The sequence below is a fragment of the Enterobacter cloacae complex sp. 2024EL-00227 genome (assembly GCF_043945315.1).
In the GTDB taxonomy this organism is placed as follows: Bacteria; Pseudomonadota; Gammaproteobacteria; order Enterobacterales; family Enterobacteriaceae; genus Enterobacter; species Enterobacter roggenkampii.
In genome coordinates this window covers 100,177-122,298 of sequence record NZ_JBIMQP010000001.1, presented here as the reverse complement: position 1 = coordinate 122,298, position 22,122 = coordinate 100,177, and the positions used below count along the sequence as shown (strand labels likewise).

Genomic DNA, 22,122 nt, shown 5'->3' with positions numbered 1-22,122 from the left:
AACATCGTCTAGTGTTTCTCCCTGAATCAAAGACGTTCTTCAGTCCATCAATCGATTTTGACATTATTAATGATGAGTTTCCTGAACTATCTGTGACACCAGACAGAATTTTTCCATCCGGCATATGAACATCATAATTCTCGGCTTACCTGAAACGGGATAATGCTCACGCCACACTGCGTTTTTCAGCCATTTAAATACAATGTCACGTCAATTTCTCTTATAGACAGAAACATCGCATTCAATGTTCTTATTTCTACTATGCTCGTGAAAAGATACTATGTCACTCAAGATCGCAGCATATTTATCTTCTATTTCAACAACAGGACGAAACGGAAGTAACTTTGCCACTATGCGTATTGGCATCTACTAAAACAACGGCATATATTTATCAATTATATTAATTCCCTTTACCATTGATTTTTTGTTGCAGGCCTGCCCATATTGCGATTGTTGTTCTCGGTAACATCAGATGTTGATTCATCATTTATAATGTCAGGTTTTGGGGGGATATCTAAAACCCCTTTTTCCATATAACAGTCGTATCCTTGCGTCCAGTCAGCCATTGCCCTAAGCTTTGCCATGAATGATTTATTTCGACTGGCATCACAAAAACCAATAGGAATATCATAGGCAACAACCCGACTCATAAACATTTCGTTCCTGGGCAAAGAACTATGATCCGTTGGCTGAGAGATATATTTCCCCACTCTGATATTTCGTTCTTCTACAGTTTCACGACGATATCGAGGAATCTGAGTGAAGCCTGACTGCTCATAGCCTGTTAAAACCTGCTCAAACGGATACAGATTGATATAGTTCTGATAGGTATCATCATTAGGAATATCGATATTAAAATTATCATGCTGATCTTTATTTTTTTGCCCCCAACCATATCCATATTCCTTGCCAGGTATTTCTTCTTTGCCAACACGCGTTTCATCAAGTTCCAGTTCCGTTAGCTCAACAACCTTAATTGGGGTAGGTACTTTCTCACCATTAATATTCAGGGTCCAGAACCCCGGATTATTGTAGGTTAACCAGTCTCCATCATCATCCCAGAATGGTTTACCATCTGTTGGGGTAAAGGAGGTTCTGGGATTCGGCGTATCTCCACAGGGTAACCAGCGTGCAAGAATACGCTGATACAGATGTCCCTTATGCTTTTCCAGCATAGGGTGAGGATTGCCATCCGGGGTGTTTTTCAATCCCTGCCAGCCAAGACTCAGGAGTGGACTAGCACCCATAACCCTATCATGAGGATTACAGTAAATATAAAACCGTCCATGATTATCACGCTCCGAGACTCTTGTTTCACCGTCCTGAGAAGGTAATGTAACATTTGGAGTCCAGCGTTTATTATCGTCCGTTTTACCCACACACAATGCATTATAATCTTCCGGTTTCAATCCCCCAGCCTGTGCTGCAATCTTATCTATGATAGCGGATAAAGTTTGGATACGGGCATTATCGGAGGAAACCTCCTCAGCAGACAAAGCCAGACTGTCTGTTGTTTTGGCTTCCATGGCATATGGAGAATTTAGGATAAATAACGCATCAGGCGCTTTTTTAGCTAGCGTTGTTGCCGCCATAGCAATCATCGTTCCCTGGCTGTGAGAAATAAGACTCACTGTATCATGCGGGTATTCTTCACGAATTAAGTCTACCAAATCTGCAAGGCGTTTCGCTGCATGGGCGTAGTATTCTCTGGGTGGTGCATCAGTTAATAGGCGATCAAGGTCAGGAGCAAATTTCTGAACGGGAACCACGCCCAAAACCTTAGATTTAAACCCCTCTTTACTCCACAATGAGACCAACTGGGTCGTCCCATTCTGGAATGGTCCACCGCCCCAGAAGAAAGGCCCTTTTTGACGAATAACTGACTCTGAAATGCCCTCAGCAAGAAGTTGGTGGTAATCTTCATTATGGATATTGACCAGCGGAATTTTATACTTGCCTTCTTCTCCATCCGCAGAACGATATCCCCAGTAAAATCGTATCACCGGAGATCGTCCTTCATGAATTATCCGTCTAAACCCTTTGTTGGCAGACCCACTATCACAACTATACACATTTTCTTGTAACTTAAAGCTTGTGTCATTAAGTCCCAGTCGTGTATTTAACCCCGAGCAAATATTTTTTTCTGCAATTTCATACCACTCACCAGTGGAATTAACTCCATGGACAAAAATAATAATGCCTGGTAAATGAGGTGGGATTTGACATTCTCCACGTACTTTCACTGATTTAGGTGACGTAAAACTTTTCCAGGAGGGGCGGCCATTAGCATCAATGCAGGTCTCCAGCACACGGGTTGGTTCAGTGTTATGCTCACTCATTCTTCAGCTGTCCTTTCAAATTTCACGAACCGAATTTTTGTGGGTTTAATCGAGTTATCACAATGAAAACGGATGTCATACTTTCTATTTTCTAAGGTCTCTTTATTAAATTTTACATCTCTGTCTTCAGTAACATTTCGGGTAAGACTCCCGCCCCCAGTAAGCTCACCATAATCAAAAGGAACTATTTTCACTCCATAACCGTAATCGTTACCTATGTAGAAAACATCATTATTAACGGTGATAACTGTTCTAACTGACGGGCCATTAGAAGATTTCTCGTAAATACGATTGTAAAATGTTCTGCCATCATCCGTTGAAACCATAGCCCCCTGATAGCATCCTCTATTATTATCGCATCCACTCCATGTGTTATTGACATATGGGAATGCAAGCGCCCCATTTGTGGCGTCATACAGCAATATTCCTCCATAAGCTACAATTCCATTTTCTACATTTTTTAACTGAATTTGCTCATCACCTACCCGATAGTTCTTTATAAGCGTCCCATCATCCTTACGATGGTCACGATTTACAGTATCAACTCTTGTTTTTATTCCCAATTTCGTATCGTGGTAATAAATCTGCCCGCTTTTATCACAAGCGATATAGTTCTCCAGCGTCAAAAAACGGTGGTCGTCAATTCTGAAAACCACCTGCGGGGGAGCGTCTGTCACTACAACTCTGTCATCACTATTCGCTTTAGCCGGACGAGCCATTCCATAGCCAAAACTCCCGCCAACGGTTGGTAAATTGGATAATATAATCAACCCGACAACAAATAATGAGCAAACACCCGCTATGATGATTAGTGTTTTATTCTTCATTTAATGACTCTCTCCAGCCAAGTGATTACCATGTTATCAGTTACCTGAGATTGCGTTAAGGAGGTTTCACCTGACTCCGACGTAATGCCTTCAATTAGTTTTCCATTAGGTAGTTTGATGCGGTAACGTTGATTAGATAATGGCTCTTGTGTCAGACTATGAGTTAATTTGAACTTCTCATCAAACGTTGAGGGTTCAAACGACTTCATCACCCCCTGCATACTGCCTGAGCCCGCCTTCCTGATGCCCGTGTTCTTAATCAGCAGTTTGCCCGGCCCACCAATTTCAACATTCCCGCCCTTGATTGTGATATAGCCACCACCGCATATCAGTGTCAGTTCATCCTGTGCCGTCACGACCATCTTCTTCCCACTCGAAATATGCGTGTCCTGCGTGGACCAGGTGGTGAGGTTTCCGCCCTGAGCCTGAATATCTATATCATTTTGCGAGCTGAACAATTTTGCCCCTTCACGACTGTACAGACTGAGTTGTTTACCGGCCGCCAGCGTAAAGTTCTTCTGCACGCCCACATCCAGTTGTTTACCCGCAGTCAGCGTCAGATTATCACTGGCTGACAGCTGCATATCCTCACCGCTCACCAGTGCCATTCCTTTCGGGGCACTACCCAGGATAACTTCCTCATGTAATTGCTCGATTTTTTGTTTCAGAAGTTTTTGCTGGCGGCCGACGTCGGCAGCCAGTGCCTGTGCCTGCTGTGCGCTGGCAGCAAGAGATTCCATTTCAACTAATGCTGCTGAAAGCCGTGCGAGCGCGGGTTCCATATCAAGAACCTGCCCCTGCGCCGCACTCTGCCCGTCAGCACTGATAAAAATCCCCTTCTGCGCCCGTATCGCCCCCCAGCTGTCCGTCCTGAGCTCAAACCCCTCACCGCGCTGCTGTTTCTCGCTGTCGACCAGGTGGCCGAGGTTCAGCTGGCTCTTCCCGCCGTACTCCGTGCTGACCTTGATGTGCTCTTTTCCACGCTCGTCATCGAGGCGGATTTTGTTGTTCGCCGGGGTACGCAGGACGTTACGTTTGTAGTTGCGGATGGTGACGTGGTCGCCGTGCGCCGAGTCGTGCAGCACGCCGGCAATGTACGGCCGGTCCGGGTTACCGTCCTCAAAGCCAATCGCCACTTCGGTGCCCGCCAGCAGCGGCAGGTGCAGGCCATAGGTGTCCCCTGCATAAGGGCGGGACTGGCGCACCCAAAGGCTCTCGAACCCGGTTTCCCAGTTATCACGGTCAAACAGCATGTTGACGCGATAGCGCCCATCTTTATCGATATGCCCGTAGGTGTCATTTTCGGTGGTGCTGGTGACGCGGGCCGGTAAGGTGCCAGCCATCACCGGGCGTGAGCCAGGTTCCGGGCGGAAACCAAAATCGGTGCTGTCCGGAATGCCGTCAAAATCAACCGCAAAGTCCTTATCACGGCGAGCATACGTGTGCATCGCCGTGATGACCACGCCCTGCGCAAACACGTCAGCCACTTCATACCCGCCGGTGACTTTCAGTACCTGACCCGGCGAGAGGGTCGGACAGCTGGTGATGCCCTGCGCCCGGGTCTGACCATTCAGGTAGCGTTCGTGACGAAGGCGGGCATAAAACGCCCCGGACTCCGGGGCCGGGTTGCGGTCATAGGTACTGCCCGGCGTCAGGTAGTTATCCGCCCAGTGATAGGCATCACCGTACGTGGTGACATCCCCGCGGGTCGCATCCACCAGGGTGTTCATGTCCTGCGTGGCCTGACGGTAGTTGTAGTCCCGGGTGCTGACCTGCTTCTGCACCACGTTGTGATGGCATTCCATTCCCCAGACTGAATCCATGCCTTTTGAATGCTGGCCCGATGGCGGTACCGACGGCAGCGTCAGCCCTTTTTCATACCCCTGCTGGCTGTCGTAAAACTCCACCACGTCAATGTTGAGGCGCGTGTCGGTGGTGAAGCGAAACCAGATGCCGACCTCACCCAGCAGGCGGGTGATAAAGTGCAGGTCGTCCTCACCGTACTGCATCACCTGTTCACGGCGCGGGTATTCTTTTGACAGCGAGAACAGAAAATCCTGACCGCGCATACCGTGGCGCTCGCGCAGGATTTTTTCCACGATTTGCGGAACCGACATGTCCTGGTAAATGGCGTTCTGGTGCGAGCGGTCGAGCAGCGCCAGACGTGGCCGGAGCGTCAGGGCGTAGCGGGTTTCATCTTTTGACGTGCTGAGGCGTTCAAAACCGGTCACCACGCCCTGAAGAGTGCGCACGGCCTGCTGCACTTTAATGCCGTAACCCTGGTCTACCGGGGCCTGCAGCGTCAGCGAACAGGGCTTCATCAGCATCGCCTCTCTGGCGATAGCGTGGTCACTGCTGGTGAATTCAATACGATAGCGGAACGGCGTGCTCAGGGCCTCATCGCCTTCAAACGCCAGCACATCGAGTTCTGGTTCACATCCCTTCACCGCCAGCAGGTGGTGGCTATGACTGTATCTTAATGGAGGATTATTACTCATGCGTCCACTCCCTGTTTCACATCAAATTCCAGCCCGATCCCCTCTTCCTCACTCCAGCTAAAGCGTAATGACTGTGGTTTCAGTTTTGCGGCCATATGGGTCAACAGTTGCTGACTGAGCACCGGCAGAATTTGCTGATTGAGCAGGCTGTCGACGTTACGCGCGCCGGTGTCCGGCAGCAGGCAGGCGGCGGTCAGCGCGTCATACAGGCTCTCATCAATATGCGTGCTCAGGCCGTAGTGTCGATGCAGGCGCTTGCTGACCTGTGAGAGTTTCATTTCCACGATGGTACGCATGGCTGCTTCCGAGAGGGGGCGGTAAATCACGGTCTGGAAGCGGGCCAGCAGCGCCGGCTGGAAGTGATCGCGCAGTATCGGACGCAGCAGCTCGTGAAGATCGCCTTCGCTGGCCTCCGGCTGTTCGTCAAGCAGCTGCATCAGGTGGTCGCTGCCAAGATTCGAGGTCATCAGAATGACGGTGTTGCGGAAGTCGATTTCACGTCCTTCGCCGTCGCGCATAAAGCCGCGGTCAAAGACCTGATAGAACAGGTTCATCACGTCGCGGTGGGCTTTTTCGACTTCATCGAGCAAAACCACACTATACGGGCGCTTGCGCACCGCTTCGGTGAGAATGCCGCCCTGGCCATAACCGACGTAGCCCGGAGGGGAACCCTTCAACTGGGAAACCGTATGCGGCTCCTGGTATTCGGAGAGGTTAATCGTAATGAGTGACTTTTCACCGCCGTACATGACATCGGCCAGCGCAAGCGCGGTTTCGGTTTTTCCCACCCCGCTCGGTCCCACCAGCAGAAACACGCCCTGCGGACCATTCTCGGAGGTGAGACCCGTTTTTGCCGCACGCAGACGCTGGGCGATGGCCTCGAGCGCCACATCCTGCCCGACGACACGTTTACCCATTTCATTTTCGAGGGTCAGCAGTTCGGTCTGCTCATCTTTCATCAACGATGACAGCGGAACGCCTGTCCAGTCAGCAATCACGTTGGCAACGGTGCGTACATCTACATCCAGGGAGAGCAGCGGGTTGCTGTGCTGCATGCCGTTCAGTTCCTGCTGCAGCGCGTGCGTCTCGCTTTGACGGGAGATGTCCTGGCGGCTTTCCAGCAGTTGTTCGGTGAGTTTCAGTTCCTGCCCGTACTGCGTTTCAAGCTCGTCGAGAGCAACGATAAGAGCGTTCTCTTCCTGCTCAATGACGGTCAGGCGTTCACCATGGCTCTGATTGCCGATAGCAATATCTTCCAGCAGCGCCTGCTTCTCCATTTCCAGAGAGGTAATCTGCGAGCGAATGCAGGTCAGCTGTTCCGGCACCGTGTCGAGGCTCATGCGGACGCGCGCTGCAGCGGTGTCGAGCAGATCAACCGCCTTGTCCGGCAGCTGGCGGCCCGTCAGATAGCGGCGGGAAAGCGTAACTGCCGCGCGCACCGCATCGTCGGTAATGTACACGTCATGGTGCTCGGCGTAGCGGGACTTCAGACCACGGAGCATCAGGCAGGCGGAGTCATCGTCAGGTTCATCGACTTTTACCATCTGGAAACGACGCTCCAGGGCCGCGTCGCGTTCGAAGTACTGCTTGTACTCGCTCCAGGTAGTGGCCGCAATGGTACGCAGTTCGCCACGCGCCAGCGCCGGTTTCAGCAGGTTCGCTGCATCGGCGCCCCCCGCCTGGTTGCCCGCGCCGATGATGGTATGCGCTTCATCAATAAATAGCAGGACCGGGGACGGGGATTGCTGCACCGCATCAATGACGTTTTTCAGCCGCTGTTCGAACTCGCCTTTCACGCCTGCACCGGCCTGCAGCAGGCCCAGGTCAAGGGTACGCAGAGTGACCGTTTTCAGTGATTCAGGCACATTACCCTCGGCAATACGCAATGCCAGACCTTCAACCAGTGCGGTTTTCCCTACGCCCGGCTCGCCGACCAGGATCGGGTTGTTTTTGCGGCGACGGGAGAGGATATCCACCATCTGACGGATTTCTGTGTCACGGCCAAACACCGGATCGATCTTCCCTTCCTTCGCTTTGGCGGTGACATCGAGGGTGAATTTATCCAGCGTGTTCTGCAGCGCAGGGCTCAGTTCCCCTTCTTTCATTTCCACACCAGCCGGACGCCCGACAAACTCCACCTCACCACCGTGGTTCTGTGCCAGCTCGGCTTCGCGCTGCATTTCCGGACGTTCATCCGATTGCGCATCCAGCAACGGTCGCAGGCGCTCCAGCTGGCTCTGAGCAAGCGTTAACAACGGCCAAAGGCCGTCACAACGTGCCAGTTTTGGTTTTTCCACCAGGGCCATCAGCAGATGGATGCTGCGAATGTGCTCTTCGCCATTGAGTGAGGCAAGTAGCCAGGCTTGCTGCATCAGAGTCTGGATGTCATCAGAGAGCTGGGGCCGATGGCGCACAGAGCGAGGTTGTCTGTCGAGCCAGCCAAGTAAATCCTGCCAGATGCCATCCATATCCCATTCATAGCGACGCGCCAGCACCGTCAGGTCACCTTCCCCTTGCTCCAGCAGCTTCAGCAGCCAGTGCTCCGGCAGAATTTCGGCATGGGCACGGGTCTGACAGAGCGAAGCTGCGCCTTCCATCGCTCGGGCACAGTAAGGGTTCAGACGACGTAACAGGATGGCTGGATTTTCCATGAGATTCTCTCTTTGTCGGTTCCTGGACACGCTACCGCCCCTCGCTGTTCACCAAAGCGCATAAGGTCAGGCAGGCAGATTGTTTTTTCTTTGCTGAGTGCCCGCATCTCAGGCACTCAGCAAAAAACTGCGGACAGGAAAACCTGCCCGCATCAGGATTACGCCGTGGCGCGTTCGTTCCAGGAATCGGAATGAATGATGTTGCCGTCTTTGTAGGTCCAGGTGATTTTTTCGTAACGCAGTTCAACGCGTTCAAGGTGGTTGTGCTTCTCTTTAGAAGGATCCTTGATGTCATACATTTCAGGATTTACCTTCACTACCTTCACGTTTTCCAGTTTGGTGTTGAAGTACTCCACTTCCTGGCCCGCGTCGTTGATTTTGTACCACTTAAACTCAGCGGATTTCAGGGTCTGACCGGTGGTCACCGCCTTGTACAGGTACGGGCTGGAGGAATCGATTTCCTTCGTGAACAGGAACGGCGTGTGGATGCGGGTGCCAGTCAGCTTGCCGGTGTTGTTGTCGGTCGGGATGTACAGGTTATGCTCCTGTGCAACCACTTCGATGCTGCCTTCACGATCCTGAACGTCAACAGACCCTTTGATGTCCGCGCCGCCGTCGTCCTTCAGCCAAAGATAAACAGGAATTGCCATGTTAATTACTCCGTTTTATTTTCTGAGACGCCATCATCCTGCGATGGCGCCGGGTGTTTGCCGGGTATCTGACAGGCATTCGCCTGCGGTACCAGACTGATTTCGACACGGCGGTTGAGCGCACGCCCTTCCAGGGTGTCGTTGGTTGCGACAGGACGGCTTTCGCCATAGCCCTGCACCGCAAAACAGCTTTCGGGCACGTCGCCCGTGTCCCGCATCCAGTTGCGTACCGCTTCGGCGCGTTTCAGAGACAGCGTCTGGTTAAGTTGCGGATTGCCGGTGTTATCGGTATGCCCAGACACGACAATCAGCCAGCCCGGTTTCGCTTTGATGCCAACCAGTGAATTCACCAGCATCCTGGTGGAACCCGCTTTCAGCACGTACTTGCCGGAATCGAACAGCGACATGCTGTCGAGCCTCACTATTTTCGGTACTGGTTTTGGGGTTGGCTGCGGTTTAGGAGGCGGCGGCATATACGAGCGGATCGCTTCCAGTAGGGGTATCCGTAGACGTTCCCCCTGATAAAGCCCGAGGCCCAGCCGGATCGGTACACCGTTACGTGCATAGTCATCCAGCAGCGCCGCATTCTCACGAAGGGCCGCAACGGCGCTAGCCTTCAGGCCGTAGTCATCCATGGAGAGACTGTCGTAACGGGCTATATCGAAGCTCACGCGATGCAGCAACTGGCGATTGTTCCAGCCACTGCTCAGCAGCGCGGCGATGGCCGCCAGGGTGAAAAGACCAAGGGCACAGCGCCAGGTGCGGGCGCGGGGAGTAAGTCCACTTCCTTCCGGTAGCAGCGGCAGGATGAAATCCGGGAAGGGTGATATCACCGTGCTGTCCGTCCCTACCGGTTGCCAGCCGGCTACCTGCTGCATGGCAGTATGACGCGATAACCATGCCGTCCAGGCAGAGGACGCAAGGCTTCCGGCAAGAATCGGTCCCATTCCCCACAGCAGCGCTGCAGGTGCAATGACCGGAACATCAGGATTCTCATCGATGAATACCGCCTGGACATGCTGATGGAACCAGCTCATCAGGCTGTTCATCAGCACCTGCTGCTGCATTACAGGCGCACCGCCAGTGGTGACCCACGCGGCGATCGAACAAGGCGCATTCGACTCACGCCAGACAGTCCACCCTTCACCCGGAATAGCGGCCTGCCAGAGCATGTCATCCGTCATCGCGCTGCCAATCTGACCATTCAGAATGAGTGGCACAGACTGTCCCGTTTCTTTACGCAACTGGCTGATTTGCCAGCGCAGAGCCAGCAGGCGACTGGTGAGGGCTTCGCTGTCGACATGTTTCTGCGGGCAGACACTGACCATCACCGACAGCTGACGCCCCCAGTCCGGGCGCTGCCACAGAATCTGACGGGCAACCTGCTCCAGATCCTGATGGTCCTCAACGCGGATCCAGCATCCCTGCGTGACGATCAGTACTGGTGACTGCTGCGGCCAGGTCAAAGGCATATCGCCACAAACCAGCACCACAGGTTGACGGTAAGTGGTTTCAGGAAGGTCATCCAGACGCAGGTTGACGTCATGCTCCGCACGAGGTCTGGCGATATACCAGAACGCGACGATAACCCCGATCATCGCCAGCAGAACGAGCACTGAAGCCAGCCGGGATAACGGCAGAAAAGCCAGGCAGACCACAGCACTCAGCAGGGCAGCCCACAGCGCAAGCCCGCGCTGTTGTACAGGACTCATTTTACGACTCCCGGCAACAGGGTCAGCAGCATATGATCGAGCCAGCGATCCAGTCCCCACCAGAGTGCGGCAAGAACAATCACGCTCAGGCCGATACGCGCGGGCCATGACGCCAGCCAGCCTCCCGCTCCCCGTCCGCTGCGGCTCTCTACCAGAACGGGATGGGTCTGCGGGTAGCTGAACGGTGTAACGCGCTCATTGAGGGCGCTGACCAGCTTCTGGCGTTCCGGATCGTTTAGCGCACGAAAGTTTCCCAGGAATCCGAGCATCATTACCCGCTGGAAGCAGGTCACGACTGCGTGGTCTGGAGCCGGTTCACGCAGCACATCGCGCATCCGATCGCACAGCGTGTCGCCGGCATCCATGGTGCCGAGGAAGTGCCCCTGCAGTGGAATGTCATACCACTGCACACAGGCTTCATCTTCCACACCGCGACCTTTGACCGCTTCATCCAGCAGCGCACATTGTGCAGTGAGGATATGCTTACAGCTGGCTTCATCGAGTTCACTCGCTTTCAGTTCACGCTGAACGCGTTCCACATCAGCGATACAGCGTTCCCACAAGACCCGACCTTCGCCTTCCTGAAACTGCGGGCCATAGCGAAGGCTGATGACCTGAAGCCAGGTATCCTGCAGCAGTGCGTCAATATCAACAGACACGACAGCGCCGTGTTTACGTTCACTCATGTTCTCAATACCGCAAAGAGTTCAAGTTCAGGCTCGCCGAGCATGCCCGGGACGTAAAACATACATGTCCCACTCTGGAGCATTTCAGTCGCCAGAGGATGGGAGAGATCGAGACTGAAATACTGATTTTCCAGGCGCAGTGGAATGGCGGCTGGCACATGGCGCAGCGGCGTCAGCGGCACGCCCACGCGGGAAGAGTTGACGATCCCCCGCACATGGTCAGGGCTGCCCACCTTACACTGGCGCGGAAACTGCTCCTGCAGTTGCGCCACCGGAATCGGTGAGCGCACAGAAAGATAGTAATCAGCCCCCTCGCGCAGACGCGGGTCATGCAGGCGAGCCTGCCAGAAGTGCAGCCGTGGATCATAGTCGAGTGCCAGGGCCACCACGCGTGACGGCAGGCTGGCTTCAAGCAGATCGCCAAGCAAATCAAACAGCGGTGGAAATACCGCATTGAGTTGCTCGTGATGCCAGGCCGGTATGGCGCTCACCTGATGTTCCAGGGAAAAGGTCAGCAGGCTCCCCGCAAGGCGAGAAAGTTCCGGATACAGACGTTCCGGTGGGCTTTGAAGATTACGCTGGAACTGACCCAGCACGGGCTCGGCACTGTTCAGCGCGTTGAGCAGCCAGAATAGTGATACATCTGCCACGGCGAAATCAGCCATGCGCTCATTGCTTTCACGCCGCATTGCCATCAGACGGCACAGTCGCGCCCGCAGTTGTGTCAGTAGTTGTTCCAGTTGGGTAACCAGCCAACGGCTGCCCTGGAGGGTCAACAGCGGAGGAAGAAATGTTTCATCCAATAGCCATGTCCCCTGCGAGTCTTGCTGCAGGCGGGTGACCGGACAAGTCAGATAATCGCTGTTGTTCTGATGGGCAAAACGCAGCGTCAGTTCAGGCTGCATCACGGCAATCTGACGAGTATCTTCCCCGAAGGTATTGCGTACATCCCGCCAGCGCTGACGATATCGCACCGGACGCTCGGCCACCTCATCGGGTTTCAGGCAGTTGCCGCCGTTCGCCCGCAGTAGCGGGAGCGCCAGCACCACCGTCACCTCCTGCGATTCGCTTTCAAGCGACAGTACCGGTGGCAGCGAATCAGCATTGTCTGTATCAATCAGCGTACCGTCCTGAAAACGGACATGCAGATGACGGGCCTGAAGACGTCCAAGCCTGAGCGCTTCCGGCTCGAAGGTAGCATTTATTACCCCCCACGGGCAGGAGAGGCCCAGCCGGGCAATACACTCGGCAGACCAGGCCGCATACGCGACCTGTTGCTGAAAATGCTGGGGAGCGACCATAATGCCCCTACCCCATAACGGTTGTTCCGTTTTCATCGGCTTCCTGCCTGTTATTACGATTTCGCTTTTGGCATCTGGGAAACCAGCGACAGGTTGACGTCCATCCCTTCCACCTGGAAGTGCGGAATCGCATACAGTTTCACGCGGAAGAAGCCCGGGTTATCTTCAATATCTTCCACCACCACTTTTGCATCACGCAGTGGATGAGATGCCTGAAGCTCGTCGCCCGGATCGGTCATTTCGGTCACCAGAGTGCGGACCCAGGTGTTCAGCTCCAGTTCCAGCAGTCGACGATCCTTGGTGGTACCGATGTTCTCGCGTTGAATCAGCTTCAGGTAGTGGGCGATACGCGACAGCAGGAAGATGTACGGCAGACGCGCGTTGATGCGGCTGTTGGCGGTCGCGTCAGCGGTGTCATACAGCGCCGGTTTCTGGGCGGAGTTGGCTGAGAAGAAGCAGGCGTAGTCGCGGTTTTTGTAGTAGGACAACGGAATAAAGCCCAGATTCGCGAATTCGAATTCACGCGTTTCAGGGATCATCACTTCACTCGGGATTTTTACCTGATTGCCGGTACCCAGGTCATAGAGATGGATAGGCAGGTCCTGAACCGCACCGCCGGCCTGCGGGCCACGGATCTGTACACACCAGCCATTATTGATAAAACTACGCACCATGTTGGACGCGAAGGCAAACGACGCATTCGTCCACAGGTATTTGTCGTGATCCGGACCTTTGACTTCTTCGACATAGTTGAAGCTGCGAACCGGAACGGTATCCGGGCCATACGGCAGGCGTCCCAGTACGCGGGGCATCACCAGACCAATGTAGCGAGCGTCGTCCGTATCGCGGAACGATTTCCACTTGATGTACTCGGCGCGATCAAAATAGTTGCCTATATCTTTAATCGCAGCGACGTCTTCCATTGACTCCTTGAGGAAGAATTTCGGGCCTGCTGAGCCGATAAACGGCATATGTGCAGCTGCGGATACTTTTGAGATGTTGCGCAGCAGAGCGACATCCTGTGCTGAAGCATCGAACTCATAAGCGGAAATCAGCGCCGCAATCGGCTCGCCGCCTGGGGTATCATATTCATCAATATAGGCGTGTTTATACAGGCCACTCTGGATGATTTCCGGGCTGTCTTCAAAGTCCTGACGCAGCTCTTCTTTAGACATGCTCAGAAGCTCAATTTTCACGTTCTGGCGAAAATCCGTTTTATCAACCAGCGACTTCACGCCGCGCCACAGGCTCTCAACCGCCTGAAACTCTTCATGGTGCATAACGGCGTCAAGCTGGCGGCTTATCTGGTAATCGAGCTCAGCGATGTGGTGATCGATCAGGCTTTTATCCAGTTTTTCGACTTTCGAGCCTGCCTTGGTCAGGCATTCCAGAAAGACCTGCATACCTGCCGTCAGACGCTCGTCAGCGGTCGCATCGGACATCGCCTGTGCATCTTGCCAGATGTCCAGCGCACTCAGCTCGGAGACAGGATTCAGATTGATTTTCTCAAACAGTGAGGCGTATACACCACCCACAGCAGGACGTTCCAGCACCACGCTTTCCCCGCCAGCAATATTATTTTGTACAGACATGAGCATTCCTTGATTAATCCGTTAAAACAGCATGATGGTTAAGGTTGTTTTGAAGCCAGTGCGGACAGTTCATTTCGCAACTCAGCACTAAGCGACTGGTCAACAACGATTTTTTCCAGCTCTTTTCGGAAAGTCTGGTTATCCAACAGGTTAGCTTTGAGATCGCGAAGCAAGTTGCGCATCGCCAGCATCGCCTTCAGCTGCGGAATTTGGGCAGCCACCTGCTCTGGCGTGAAATCTTTCATGCTCTGGAAAGTCAGCTGAATGTTGTCTTCACCACCATCGTCAGACAGTGTATTTTTTACGGCCAGGTTAACTTTTGGGGAATATTCGGAAAGAACGCTATCAAAATTATTTTTGGTGATGTTAATCTTTTCACGCTCAGATATTGTCGCAGATTCCTGCCCGTTGCTGAAATCACCCGTAACAAGCAATTTCAAGGGTAATTCCATTTTCTTGCTTGCTCCGCCAGTATGCAGGTCAAGCTTCAGGTTAATACGTGCCTTAGGCACCTCGTTCTGAAAACTGTCAGCCATCTAATCATCCCTCTTTGTTTTGCTATGCCAACTTCACGGTATCGTTCTTGATGCGCAATAATAGAATAATGATCGGAACAAAATCAAATGCACAGATCATTTATCCGATACAAGAATTTTCTTAAGAATTTTCCACTAAGACATTATCGCAAATTGCTCAATCAACTCAGAAAAAGAAACTATTCTTTTCTCACAAATCGAATATTTGTATCGCCGAAGGGATTGCAGCCAGAGAGATATTAATAAAAACATCTTATTTTGATTTGCATCACGGCACTATGTCAAAAAACAAGAAAGAACTGCAATATTTTATTGCAGTACGATTAAAAGAAGAGAAAAGTGGGTGATAAAAGACGACTATTCCATTGAGGATATGAATAATAAATAAGATTTTTCACAAAGAAAATTCTTATTTATTAGGTAAGGAAGAAATAAACGAGAAATAATTAATTTGCCGTAACTCAACAATGCCATTCTTTTTCGTTACGTCTTCCATCCGATCGCCAGGGCTTCTGCTCTCCGCTCAGTCAGGAAAAACGCTTTCAATGCGACTTTCTATAAAATCTGTAAAATCAAGCACCTCCTTAACTGCCGCTTTTTTAATCAAAAACGAGTAATAGCACATATCGTATAACGGTGCTACATTACGCCGCCCGCCCAAATCAGCAGTGGCCAGGCAACGCCGTAAAGTTCGGTAAAGCCTGCAACCATCACCTTGAAGAACGGTCTTATCGGCACGTCGTATCGCAAACTCTGCGCTACCTTTACAGGCTTCACATAGGTTTTACTATTTTGTCTCAATCCAAATTTCAACGCGCGTTTTTACACCCGCGTTACTGGTTTACATGGTTTGGTCTTGGCGTTCTCTGGCTGCTGGTTCAACTTCCGTACCCTGTCCTGCGTTTGCTGGGGTCGAAACTGGGCAGCGCTTCCCGCTTCTTCCTGAAACGCCGCGAATCCATCGCGCGTAAAAATATTGAGCTTTGCTTTCCGCATTACAATGCCGAAGAGCGCGAGAAACTCATCGCTGAAAACTTCAAGTCTATCGGCATGGCGCTGCTTGAAACCGGCATGGCTTGGTTCTGGCCGGATGAGCGCGTCCGCAAGTGGTTTGACGTGGAAGGGCTGGATAACCTTAAACGCGCACAGATGCAAAAACGCGGCGTGATGGTCGTCGGCGTTCACTTTATGTCGCTGGAACTGGGTGGCCGCGTGATGGGCCTGTGCCAGCCAATGATGGCGACCTATCGACCACACAACAGTCCGCTGATGGAGTGGGTACAAACGCGTGGCCGCATGCGTTCGAATAAGGCGATGATCAGCCGTAATAACCTGCGCGGTATGGTCGGGGCTCTGAAGAAAGGTGAAGCCGTCTGGTTTGCCCCCGATCAGGATTATGGACGTAAAGGCAGCAGCTTTGCGCCTTTCTTTGCGGTTAAAGATGTTGCGACGACCAACGGCACCTTTGTCATTTCTCGTTTGTCGGGCGCTTCCATGCTGACCGTGACGATGGTGAGAAAAGCAGATAAATCAGGCTATCGTCTGCACATCTCTCCTGAGATGGCTAACTATCCTGAAAACGAGTGCGAAGCCGCGGCGTTTATCAATAAAGTCATCGAAACTGAAATCATGCGTGCGCCAGAGCAGTATCTGTGGATGCATCGTCGTTTCAAAACCCGCCCTATTGGCGAAGCCTCGCTCTATCTTTAAGCTCTTCAGAAAGGTTAGTTTCGCTAAGAAACTAACCTTTTCAATCACCTGTCATCCGTTAAGAAACCGTTTTTCATTGCGTCGCCCAAAGTGAATTTATTGCGATGCGAAATCAAACTGTCGCCGTTCCACGACACTCGTAAGTGACGGAAATTATTTAAAAAAATCCCTCTTGTCACCCCTCATTTTTAGGCGTACATTAGCGCCGTCTGGCAACAGGAAAGCACAGAATTCTGAGCTGGAGTGAGCGGTGAAACGGGAAAATTCTCATTTCCGCTTTGACCGGATTTCAGTTCTCTATAATCAGGTGGACTCTGTTTTTAAATGCGTACCACAAGATACGCGGAGCGATGAAACGTGAAATATTTCTTTATGGGCATTTCGGTGATTGTTTTAGTCTGGGCCGGAACCTTTGCCCTGATGATCTAGTGAAGAACATGCAGTCAAAAAAACAGGAGCCATTGGCTCCTGTTTTTTTATGTCATGATGACGCGGGATTTTCAGCCACGCTCTTCGAGGAGAGAAGCCCGTCGGCCCGGAACATACTCTTGATGCCCCTCACCGCCTGACGAATGCGGTCGCTATTTTCAATCAGGGCAAACCGCACATGGGTGTCGCCATAATCACCAAAGCCAATGCCCGGTGATACGCACACCTTCGCATCCTGCAGCAGCTTTTTGGCAAACTCCAGCGATCCCATCGCCGCGTACGGTTCCGGAATTTTCGCCCAGACGTACATGGACGCCTTCGGCATTTCCACCATCCAGCCCGCTTCATGCAAGCCTTTTACCAGCACGTCGCGACGGCGCTTATACTGAGCGGCAATCTCGTGGACGCACTGCTGGTCACCCTCAAGAGCAGCGATAGCCGCAACCTGCAGCGGCGTGAAGGTGCCGTAGTCGTGGTAACTCTTAATACGCGCCAGCGCGCTCACCAGCGTTTTGTTACCCACCATAAAGCCAATACGCCAGCCCGCCATGTTGTAGCTTTTCGACAGGGTGAAGAACTCTACCGCCACGTCACGCGCGCCCGGGACCTGCATAATAGATGGCGCTTTCCAGCCATCATACACGATGTCGGCATAGGCTAAATCGTGAACCACCAGCACGTCATAACGCTTCGCCAGCGCGACCACTTTCTCGAAGAAATCGAGCTCCACGCACTGGGCCGTTGGGTTCGATGGGAAACCGAGGATCATCATCTTCGGTTTCGGATAGCTTTCGCGAATCGCACGTTCCAGTTCGTTAAAGAAATCGACCCCTTCCACCAGCGGAACCGAACGGACCTGCGCCCCGGCAATCACCGCACCGTAGATGTGGATTGGGTAGCTGGGATTCGGTACCAGCACCGTATCGCCATGATCCAGCGTAGCCAGCATTAGGTGTGCCAGCCCCTCTTTCGAGCCGATGGTGACAATCGCTTCACTTTCCGGATCGATATCAACCTGATAGCGATCCTGATACCAGCGCGAGATCGCGCGACGTAATCTGGGAATACCGCGGGAGGTCGAGTAGCCGTGCGTATCCGGACGCTGGGCAACCGTGCAGAGTTTTTCAACGATATGCGGTGGCGTTGGGCCGTCAGGGTTACCCATGCTGAAATCAATAATATCTTCGCCGCGCCGACGCGCAGCCATCTTCAGTTCAGCGGTGATATTGAAAACATAAGGGGGGAGACGATCGATACGCGTAAAACGGCGTTCAGGACTGAATTCAGCCATAGATTCCTCAGATTAACGTTAGCGCCCGGACCGTCCGAGCGACGCTGCCACCGATGTGGCGTGCTTAGAAAATAACCTGAAAAAAATCACGCTGTCGAGAGGGAAGTGAAAAAAAAGCGATCGCCTGAAAACCGGAACCCGGCTGTGCCGAAAAGCGGAAGCCCCTGTTTCAGGGTTGGCTTTCTGATAGCCGTTATTTAACAGGATGGTATCAAAACAGCTACCTGACGATACGCAGGCTATAAAAAATCAGGACGTGTCCGTTACCGACAGACAATCCCCTTTAGAAATTATGGTTTTTCCTCATTTGATAAACCTGACGGATAGCTGGTCAACACGCGTCAGGTTTTTTATCATGGTTCTTTCCCGTTTTCCCAGGTCTACTCGTGCACGAAATATTCACTATGCTGCTGGCGGTTTTTGACCGTGCGGCATTAATGCTGATTTGCCTGTTTTTCCTCATTCGCATTCGCCTGTTTCGCGAGCTATTGCACAAATCCGCACACTCGCCAAAAGAGCTGCTGGCCGTTACCGCCATCTTTTCGCTGTTCGCCCTGTTCAGCACCTGGTCTGGCGTGCCGGTAGAGGGTTCGCTGGTTAACGTGCGCATTATCGCCGTGATGTCAGGCGGAATTTTGTTTGGCCCGTGGGTGGGTGTCATCACCGGCGTGATTGCCGGAACCCATCGCTACCTGATTGACATCGGAGGCGTCACGGCGGTGCCCTGCTTTATCACCAGCATTATTGCCGGGGTGCTCTCCGGCTGGATCAGCCGCAAAATCCCGAAAAAACAGCGCTGGCGCGCAGGGATCGTGGCGGGCATGGTGTGCGAAACGCTGACCATGATCCTGGTCGTCGTCTGGGCCCCGACCATCGAACTTGGGCTGGATATCGTCTCGAAAATCGGTATTCCGATGATCCTGGGCAGCGTGTGCATCGGCTTTATCGTGCTGCTGGTGCAAAGCGTTGAAGGGGAAAAAGAGGCCAGCGCCGCCCGTCAGGCCAAGCTGGCGCTGGATATCGCCAACAAAACGCTGCCGCTCTTCCGCCACGTTAACGCGGAGTCGTTGCGTCAGGTCTGCGAAATCATTCGCCATGACATCCACGCTGACGCTGTCGCCATCACCAATATTGACCACGTGCTGGCCTACGTTGGCGTCGGGGAGCACAACTATCGCGATAATGATGACACCATCAGCCCAACCACCCGACAGGCGATTAACTACGGTAAAATCATTATTAAAAACAATGATGAAGCCCACCGAACGCCGGAAATCCACTCCATGCTGGTGATTCCGCTGTGGGAGAAAGGCGTCGTGACGGGCACCCTGAAAATTTATTACTGCCACGCGCATCAGATCACCTCCACGCTGCAGGAGATGGCCATCGGCCTGTCACAGATTATCTCCACCCAGCTGGAAGTATCCCGGGCGGAACAACTGCGTGAGATGGCAAATAAGGCAGAGCTGCGCGCGCTGCAGAGCAAAATCAATCCCCATTTCCTGTTTAACGCGCTGAACGCGATCTCCTCGTCCATACGTCTTAATCCGGACACCGCGCGCCAGCTGATTTTTAACCTGTCGCGCTATCTGCGCTACAACATCGAGCTGAAAGATGACGAGCAGATCGACATCAAAAAAGAGCTGTATCAGATTAAAGACTACATCGCGATTGAGCAGGCGCGCTTTGGTGACAAGCTCACGGTCATTTACGATATTGATGAAGAGGTCAACTGCGTGATCCCAAGCCTGCTTATCCAGCCGCTGGTCGAAAACGCGATTGTTCACGGCATTCAGCCGTGTAAAGGCAAAGGCGTCGTCACCATCAGCGTCACCGAAAGCGGCAACCGCGTCCGTATTGCCGTGCGCGATACCGGCCACGGCATTGATCCAAAAGTCATTGAGCGGGTGGAGTCTAACGAGATGCCTGGAAATAAAATCGGCCTGCTGAACGTGCACCACCGGGTCAAGCTGCTTTACGGCGACGGGCTGCATATTCAGCGTCTTGAACCGGGCACCGAAATTGCGTTTTACGTCCCGAACGAGCGCTCTCCCGCTCATTCGGCAACATCACTGTTGCCCCAGGTGGAGTAACCCATGAAAGTCATCATCGTAGAAGATGAAATTCTGGCTCAACAGGAGCTAACCTGGCTTATCAACACCCACAGCCAGATGGAAATTGTGGGTACCTTTGATGACGGTCTGGACGTGCTGAAGTTTCTGCAGCATAACCGGGTCGATGCCATCTTCCTGGACATCAATATTCCGTCGCTGGATGGCGTATTGCTGGCGCAAAACATCAATCAATTTGCCCATAAGCCGTTTATTGTTTTCGTTACCGCCTGGAAAGAGCACGCCGTAGAGGCCTTCGAGCTGGAGGCGTTTGACTATATCCTTAAGCCTTACCAGGAGTCGCGGATTGTCAGCATGCTGCAAAAGCTGGAGGCCGCGTGGCAGCAGCAGACCGCCCCTGCAAACGCCAGCCCAACGGTACGGGAAAACGACACCATTAATTTGGTCAAAGATGAGCGCATCATCGTGACGCCGGTCAATGATATCTACTATGCCGAAGCCCATGAAAAAATGACGTTTGTCTATACGCGGCGGGAATCTTACGTGATGGCGATGAACATCACCGAGTTTTGCAGCAAGCTGCCTGCGTCGCACTTTTTCCGCTGCCACCGCTCGTTCTGCGTCAATTTAAACAAGATCCGCGAGATCGAACCGTGGTTTAACAACACCTATATCTTGCGCCTGAAGGATCTGGATTTTCAGGTGCCGGTGAGCCGCAGCAAGGTAAAAGAGTTCCGCCAGCTCATGCACCTGTAACAAAAAAGCCCTCTCCTGCGGGAGAGGGCTATGCGTCAGAGGATTTGACCGAGAACCTGACGCAGGTGGGCACCCGACCCCAGCAGGCCTGGGTTATCATGCACGATCAGATAAACCGGAATGTCCTGCACGTAGCTTCTGAAGCGCCCTTTATCCTCAAACCCGCCGCGGAAGCCGGAGGCTTTAAAGAACTCCAGGAAACGCGGCACAATACCACCCGCGATATAAACGCCTCCGAAGGTACCCAGCGTCAGCGCCAGATTGCCGCCGAAGCGCCCCATGATCACGCAGAACAGCGACAGGGCACGACGGCAGTCAATGCAGCTGTCCGCCAGCGCGCGTTCGGTGACGTCTTTCGGCTGCAGATTTTCCGGCAGACGACCGTCCGATTTCACAATCGCCCGGTACAGGTTCACCAGCCCCGGTCCTGACAGCACGCGCTCGGCGGAGACGTGGCCGATCTCCGCGCGTAATTCTTCGAGGATAATGCCCTCTTCTTCGCTGTTTGGCGCAAAGTCCACGTGACCACCTTCACCCGGCAGGCTCACCCAGCGCTGAGCGACATGCACCAGATGTGAAACGCCCAGCCCGGTACCGGCCCCGTAAACCGCAATCGGCTTGCCTTCGACCGGTTCAGCGCCGCCAAACTGGATCAGATGCTCAGGCTTCAGCATCGGGATCGCCATGGACACCGCGGTAAAGTCATTGATGATTTCAAGATGCGCAAAGCCGAGGTTTTTTTTCATCTCGGCGATGGAGAATGCCCAGGTATGGTTGGTCATGGCGACCCAGTCGCCGGTTATCGGGCAGGCAATGGCGATGCAGCCATCTTCGACGCTTATCTGATGCTCCTCCAGATAGACGCGGACAACGGCCTCAAGGCTTGGATAATCGAGACCGGAATAGGTTTTCGCCCGGGAAATTTCACCGCTATTTACATCGCATAATGCAAGGCGCGCATTCGTGCCGCCCACATCGCCTACCAAAGCATACTTTGTCATTCTTCTACTGCTCCGCTAAAGTCAGAATAAATCTTTGGGACACTGTAAATTCAAGGCGTGATAACAACAAC

16 protein-coding genes are annotated in these 22,122 nt (G+C 52.8%); 4 read left to right on the top strand and 12 right to left on the bottom strand.

All coding sequences use genetic code 11. The annotated features are described in order from the left end of the window. Positions 1–410: 410 nt before the first annotated feature. The 10 genes from ACHH0Z_RS00555 to tssB form a co-directional block, all read right to left on the bottom strand. The gene (locus ACHH0Z_RS00555) at positions 411–2,339 is read right to left on the bottom strand and encodes an alpha/beta hydrolase (protein WP_045409274.1); all 1,929 of its coding nucleotides are present in this window, start codon (positions 2,337–2,339) and stop codon (positions 411–413) included. Next, positions 2,336–3,166: a hypothetical protein gene (locus tag ACHH0Z_RS00550; protein WP_052672933.1), complete on the bottom strand. Its 831-nt coding sequence runs from the start codon at positions 3,164–3,166 to the stop codon at positions 2,336–2,338. Before ACHH0Z_RS00550 ends, ACHH0Z_RS00555 begins: the two co-directional genes overlap by 4 nt. Next, on the bottom strand, positions 3,163–5,664 hold the full coding sequence (locus ACHH0Z_RS00545) for a type VI secretion system Vgr family protein (RefSeq protein WP_045409275.1): 2,502 nt from the start codon (positions 5,662–5,664) through the stop codon (positions 3,163–3,165). The genes ACHH0Z_RS00550 and ACHH0Z_RS00545 overlap by 4 nt, the downstream gene beginning before the upstream one ends. Next, entirely contained in the window at positions 5,661–8,315 is a 2,655-nt protein-coding gene (tssH, locus tag ACHH0Z_RS00540; protein WP_045409277.1) for a type VI secretion system ATPase TssH, read from the bottom strand. Before tssH ends, ACHH0Z_RS00545 begins: the two co-directional genes overlap by 4 nt. Before the next feature lie 158 nt (positions 8,316–8,473). Next, on the bottom strand, positions 8,474–8,965 hold the full coding sequence (gene hcp, locus ACHH0Z_RS00535) for a type VI secretion system effector Hcp (protein ID WP_023325816.1): 492 nt from the start codon (positions 8,963–8,965) through the stop codon (positions 8,474–8,476). Positions 8,966–8,970: 5 nt separating this feature from the next. Then, positions 8,971–10,677: an OmpA family protein gene (locus ACHH0Z_RS00530; protein WP_045409279.1), complete on the bottom strand. Its 1,707-nt coding sequence runs from the start codon at positions 10,675–10,677 to the stop codon at positions 8,971–8,973. Then, a complete protein-coding gene (gene tssL, locus ACHH0Z_RS00525; protein WP_039024784.1) occupies positions 10,674–11,363 on the bottom strand; it encodes a type VI secretion system protein TssL, short form in 690 nt (229 codons plus the stop codon). Before tssL ends, ACHH0Z_RS00530 begins: the two co-directional genes overlap by 4 nt. Next, positions 11,360–12,700, bottom strand: coding sequence for a type VI secretion system baseplate subunit TssK (gene tssK / locus ACHH0Z_RS00520; RefSeq protein WP_025912766.1), 1,341 nt, complete (start codon positions 12,698–12,700; stop codon positions 11,360–11,362). The genes tssL and tssK overlap by 4 nt, the downstream gene beginning before the upstream one ends. A gap of 17 nt (positions 12,701–12,717) precedes the next feature. Beyond that, positions 12,718–14,262, bottom strand: coding sequence for a type VI secretion system contractile sheath large subunit (gene tssC / locus ACHH0Z_RS00515; RefSeq protein ID WP_032635313.1), 1,545 nt, complete (start codon positions 14,260–14,262; stop codon positions 12,718–12,720). Between the two features lie 32 nt (positions 14,263–14,294). Then, positions 14,295–14,792, bottom strand: a complete 498-nt coding sequence (gene tssB / locus ACHH0Z_RS00510) for a type VI secretion system contractile sheath small subunit (RefSeq protein WP_008501580.1) — start codon at positions 14,790–14,792, stop codon at positions 14,295–14,297. 789 nt (positions 14,793–15,581) lie between these two features. On the opposite strand from tssB, the gene lpxP reads away from it, so the two are divergent. Beyond that, positions 15,582–16,502, top strand: coding sequence for a kdo(2)-lipid IV(A) palmitoleoyltransferase (lpxP, locus tag ACHH0Z_RS00505; protein WP_031275099.1), 921 nt, complete (start codon positions 15,582–15,584; stop codon positions 16,500–16,502). A gap of 357 nt (positions 16,503–16,859) precedes the next feature. Continuing rightward, complete coding sequence (ypdK, locus tag ACHH0Z_RS00500; RefSeq protein ID WP_099458937.1) at positions 16,860–16,931, top strand: membrane protein YpdK; 72 nt, start codon at positions 16,860–16,862, stop codon at positions 16,929–16,931. A gap of 52 nt (positions 16,932–16,983) precedes the next feature. Here ypdK and alaC read toward each other — a convergent pair whose 3' ends face one another. Continuing rightward, positions 16,984–18,222 carry an alanine transaminase gene (gene alaC, locus ACHH0Z_RS00495; RefSeq protein WP_008501582.1) on the bottom strand — a complete coding sequence of 413 codons (1,239 nt, stop codon included), beginning with the start codon at positions 18,220–18,222 and terminating at the stop codon, positions 16,984–16,986. A 386-nt stretch (positions 18,223–18,608) separates the two neighbouring features. Between alaC and ACHH0Z_RS00490 the strand changes: the two genes are divergently transcribed. Continuing rightward, positions 18,609–20,315, top strand: coding sequence for a sensor histidine kinase (locus ACHH0Z_RS00490; protein WP_021241781.1), 1,707 nt, complete (start codon positions 18,609–18,611; stop codon positions 20,313–20,315). 3 nt (positions 20,316–20,318) lie between these two features. Further along, entirely contained in the window at positions 20,319–21,050 is a 732-nt protein-coding gene (locus ACHH0Z_RS00485) for a LytTR family DNA-binding domain-containing protein (protein WP_021241782.1), read from the top strand. Positions 21,051–21,085: 35 nt separating this feature from the next. On the opposite strand, the gene glk is transcribed toward ACHH0Z_RS00485, so the two are convergent. Further along, positions 21,086–22,051, bottom strand: a complete 966-nt coding sequence (gene glk / locus ACHH0Z_RS00480) for a glucokinase (protein ID WP_008501585.1) — start codon at positions 22,049–22,051, stop codon at positions 21,086–21,088. Positions 22,052–22,122 lie beyond the last annotated feature (71 nt).

Excerpts from the sequence above, each read along its gene's own strand:
- ACHH0Z_RS00555 (WP_045409274.1), bottom strand. The coding sequence starts at position 2,339 with ATGAGTGAGCATAACACTGAACCAACCCGTGTGCTGGAGACCTGCATT.
- ACHH0Z_RS00550 (WP_052672933.1), bottom strand. The coding sequence starts at position 3,166 with ATGAAGAATAAAACACTAATCATCATAGCGGGTGTTTGCTCATTATTT.
- ACHH0Z_RS00545 (WP_045409275.1), bottom strand. The coding sequence starts at position 5,664 with ATGAGTAATAATCCTCCATTAAGATACAGTCATAGCCACCACCTGCTG.
- tssH (WP_045409277.1), bottom strand. The coding sequence starts at position 8,315 with ATGGAAAATCCAGCCATCCTGTTACGTCGTCTGAACCCTTACTGTGCC.
- hcp (WP_023325816.1), bottom strand. The coding sequence starts at position 8,965 with ATGGCAATTCCTGTTTATCTTTGGCTGAAGGACGACGGCGGCGCGGAC.
- ACHH0Z_RS00530 (WP_045409279.1), bottom strand. The coding sequence starts at position 10,677 with ATGAGTCCTGTACAACAGCGCGGGCTTGCGCTGTGGGCTGCCCTGCTG.
- tssL (WP_039024784.1), bottom strand. The coding sequence starts at position 11,363 with ATGAGTGAACGTAAACACGGCGCTGTCGTGTCTGTTGATATTGACGCA.
- tssK (WP_025912766.1), bottom strand. The coding sequence starts at position 12,700 with ATGAAAACGGAACAACCGTTATGGGGTAGGGGCATTATGGTCGCTCCC.
- tssC (WP_032635313.1), bottom strand. The coding sequence starts at position 14,262 with ATGCTCATGTCTGTACAAAATAATATTGCTGGCGGGGAAAGCGTGGTG.
- tssB (WP_008501580.1), bottom strand. The coding sequence starts at position 14,792 with ATGGCTGACAGTTTTCAGAACGAGGTGCCTAAGGCACGTATTAACCTG.
- alaC (WP_008501582.1), bottom strand. The coding sequence starts at position 18,222 with ATGGCTGAATTCAGTCCTGAACGCCGTTTTACGCGTATCGATCGTCTC.
- ACHH0Z_RS00485 (WP_021241782.1), top strand. The coding sequence starts at position 20,319 with ATGAAAGTCATCATCGTAGAAGATGAAATTCTGGCTCAACAGGAGCTA.
- glk (WP_008501585.1), bottom strand. The coding sequence starts at position 22,051 with ATGACAAAGTATGCTTTGGTAGGCGATGTGGGCGGCACGAATGCGCGC.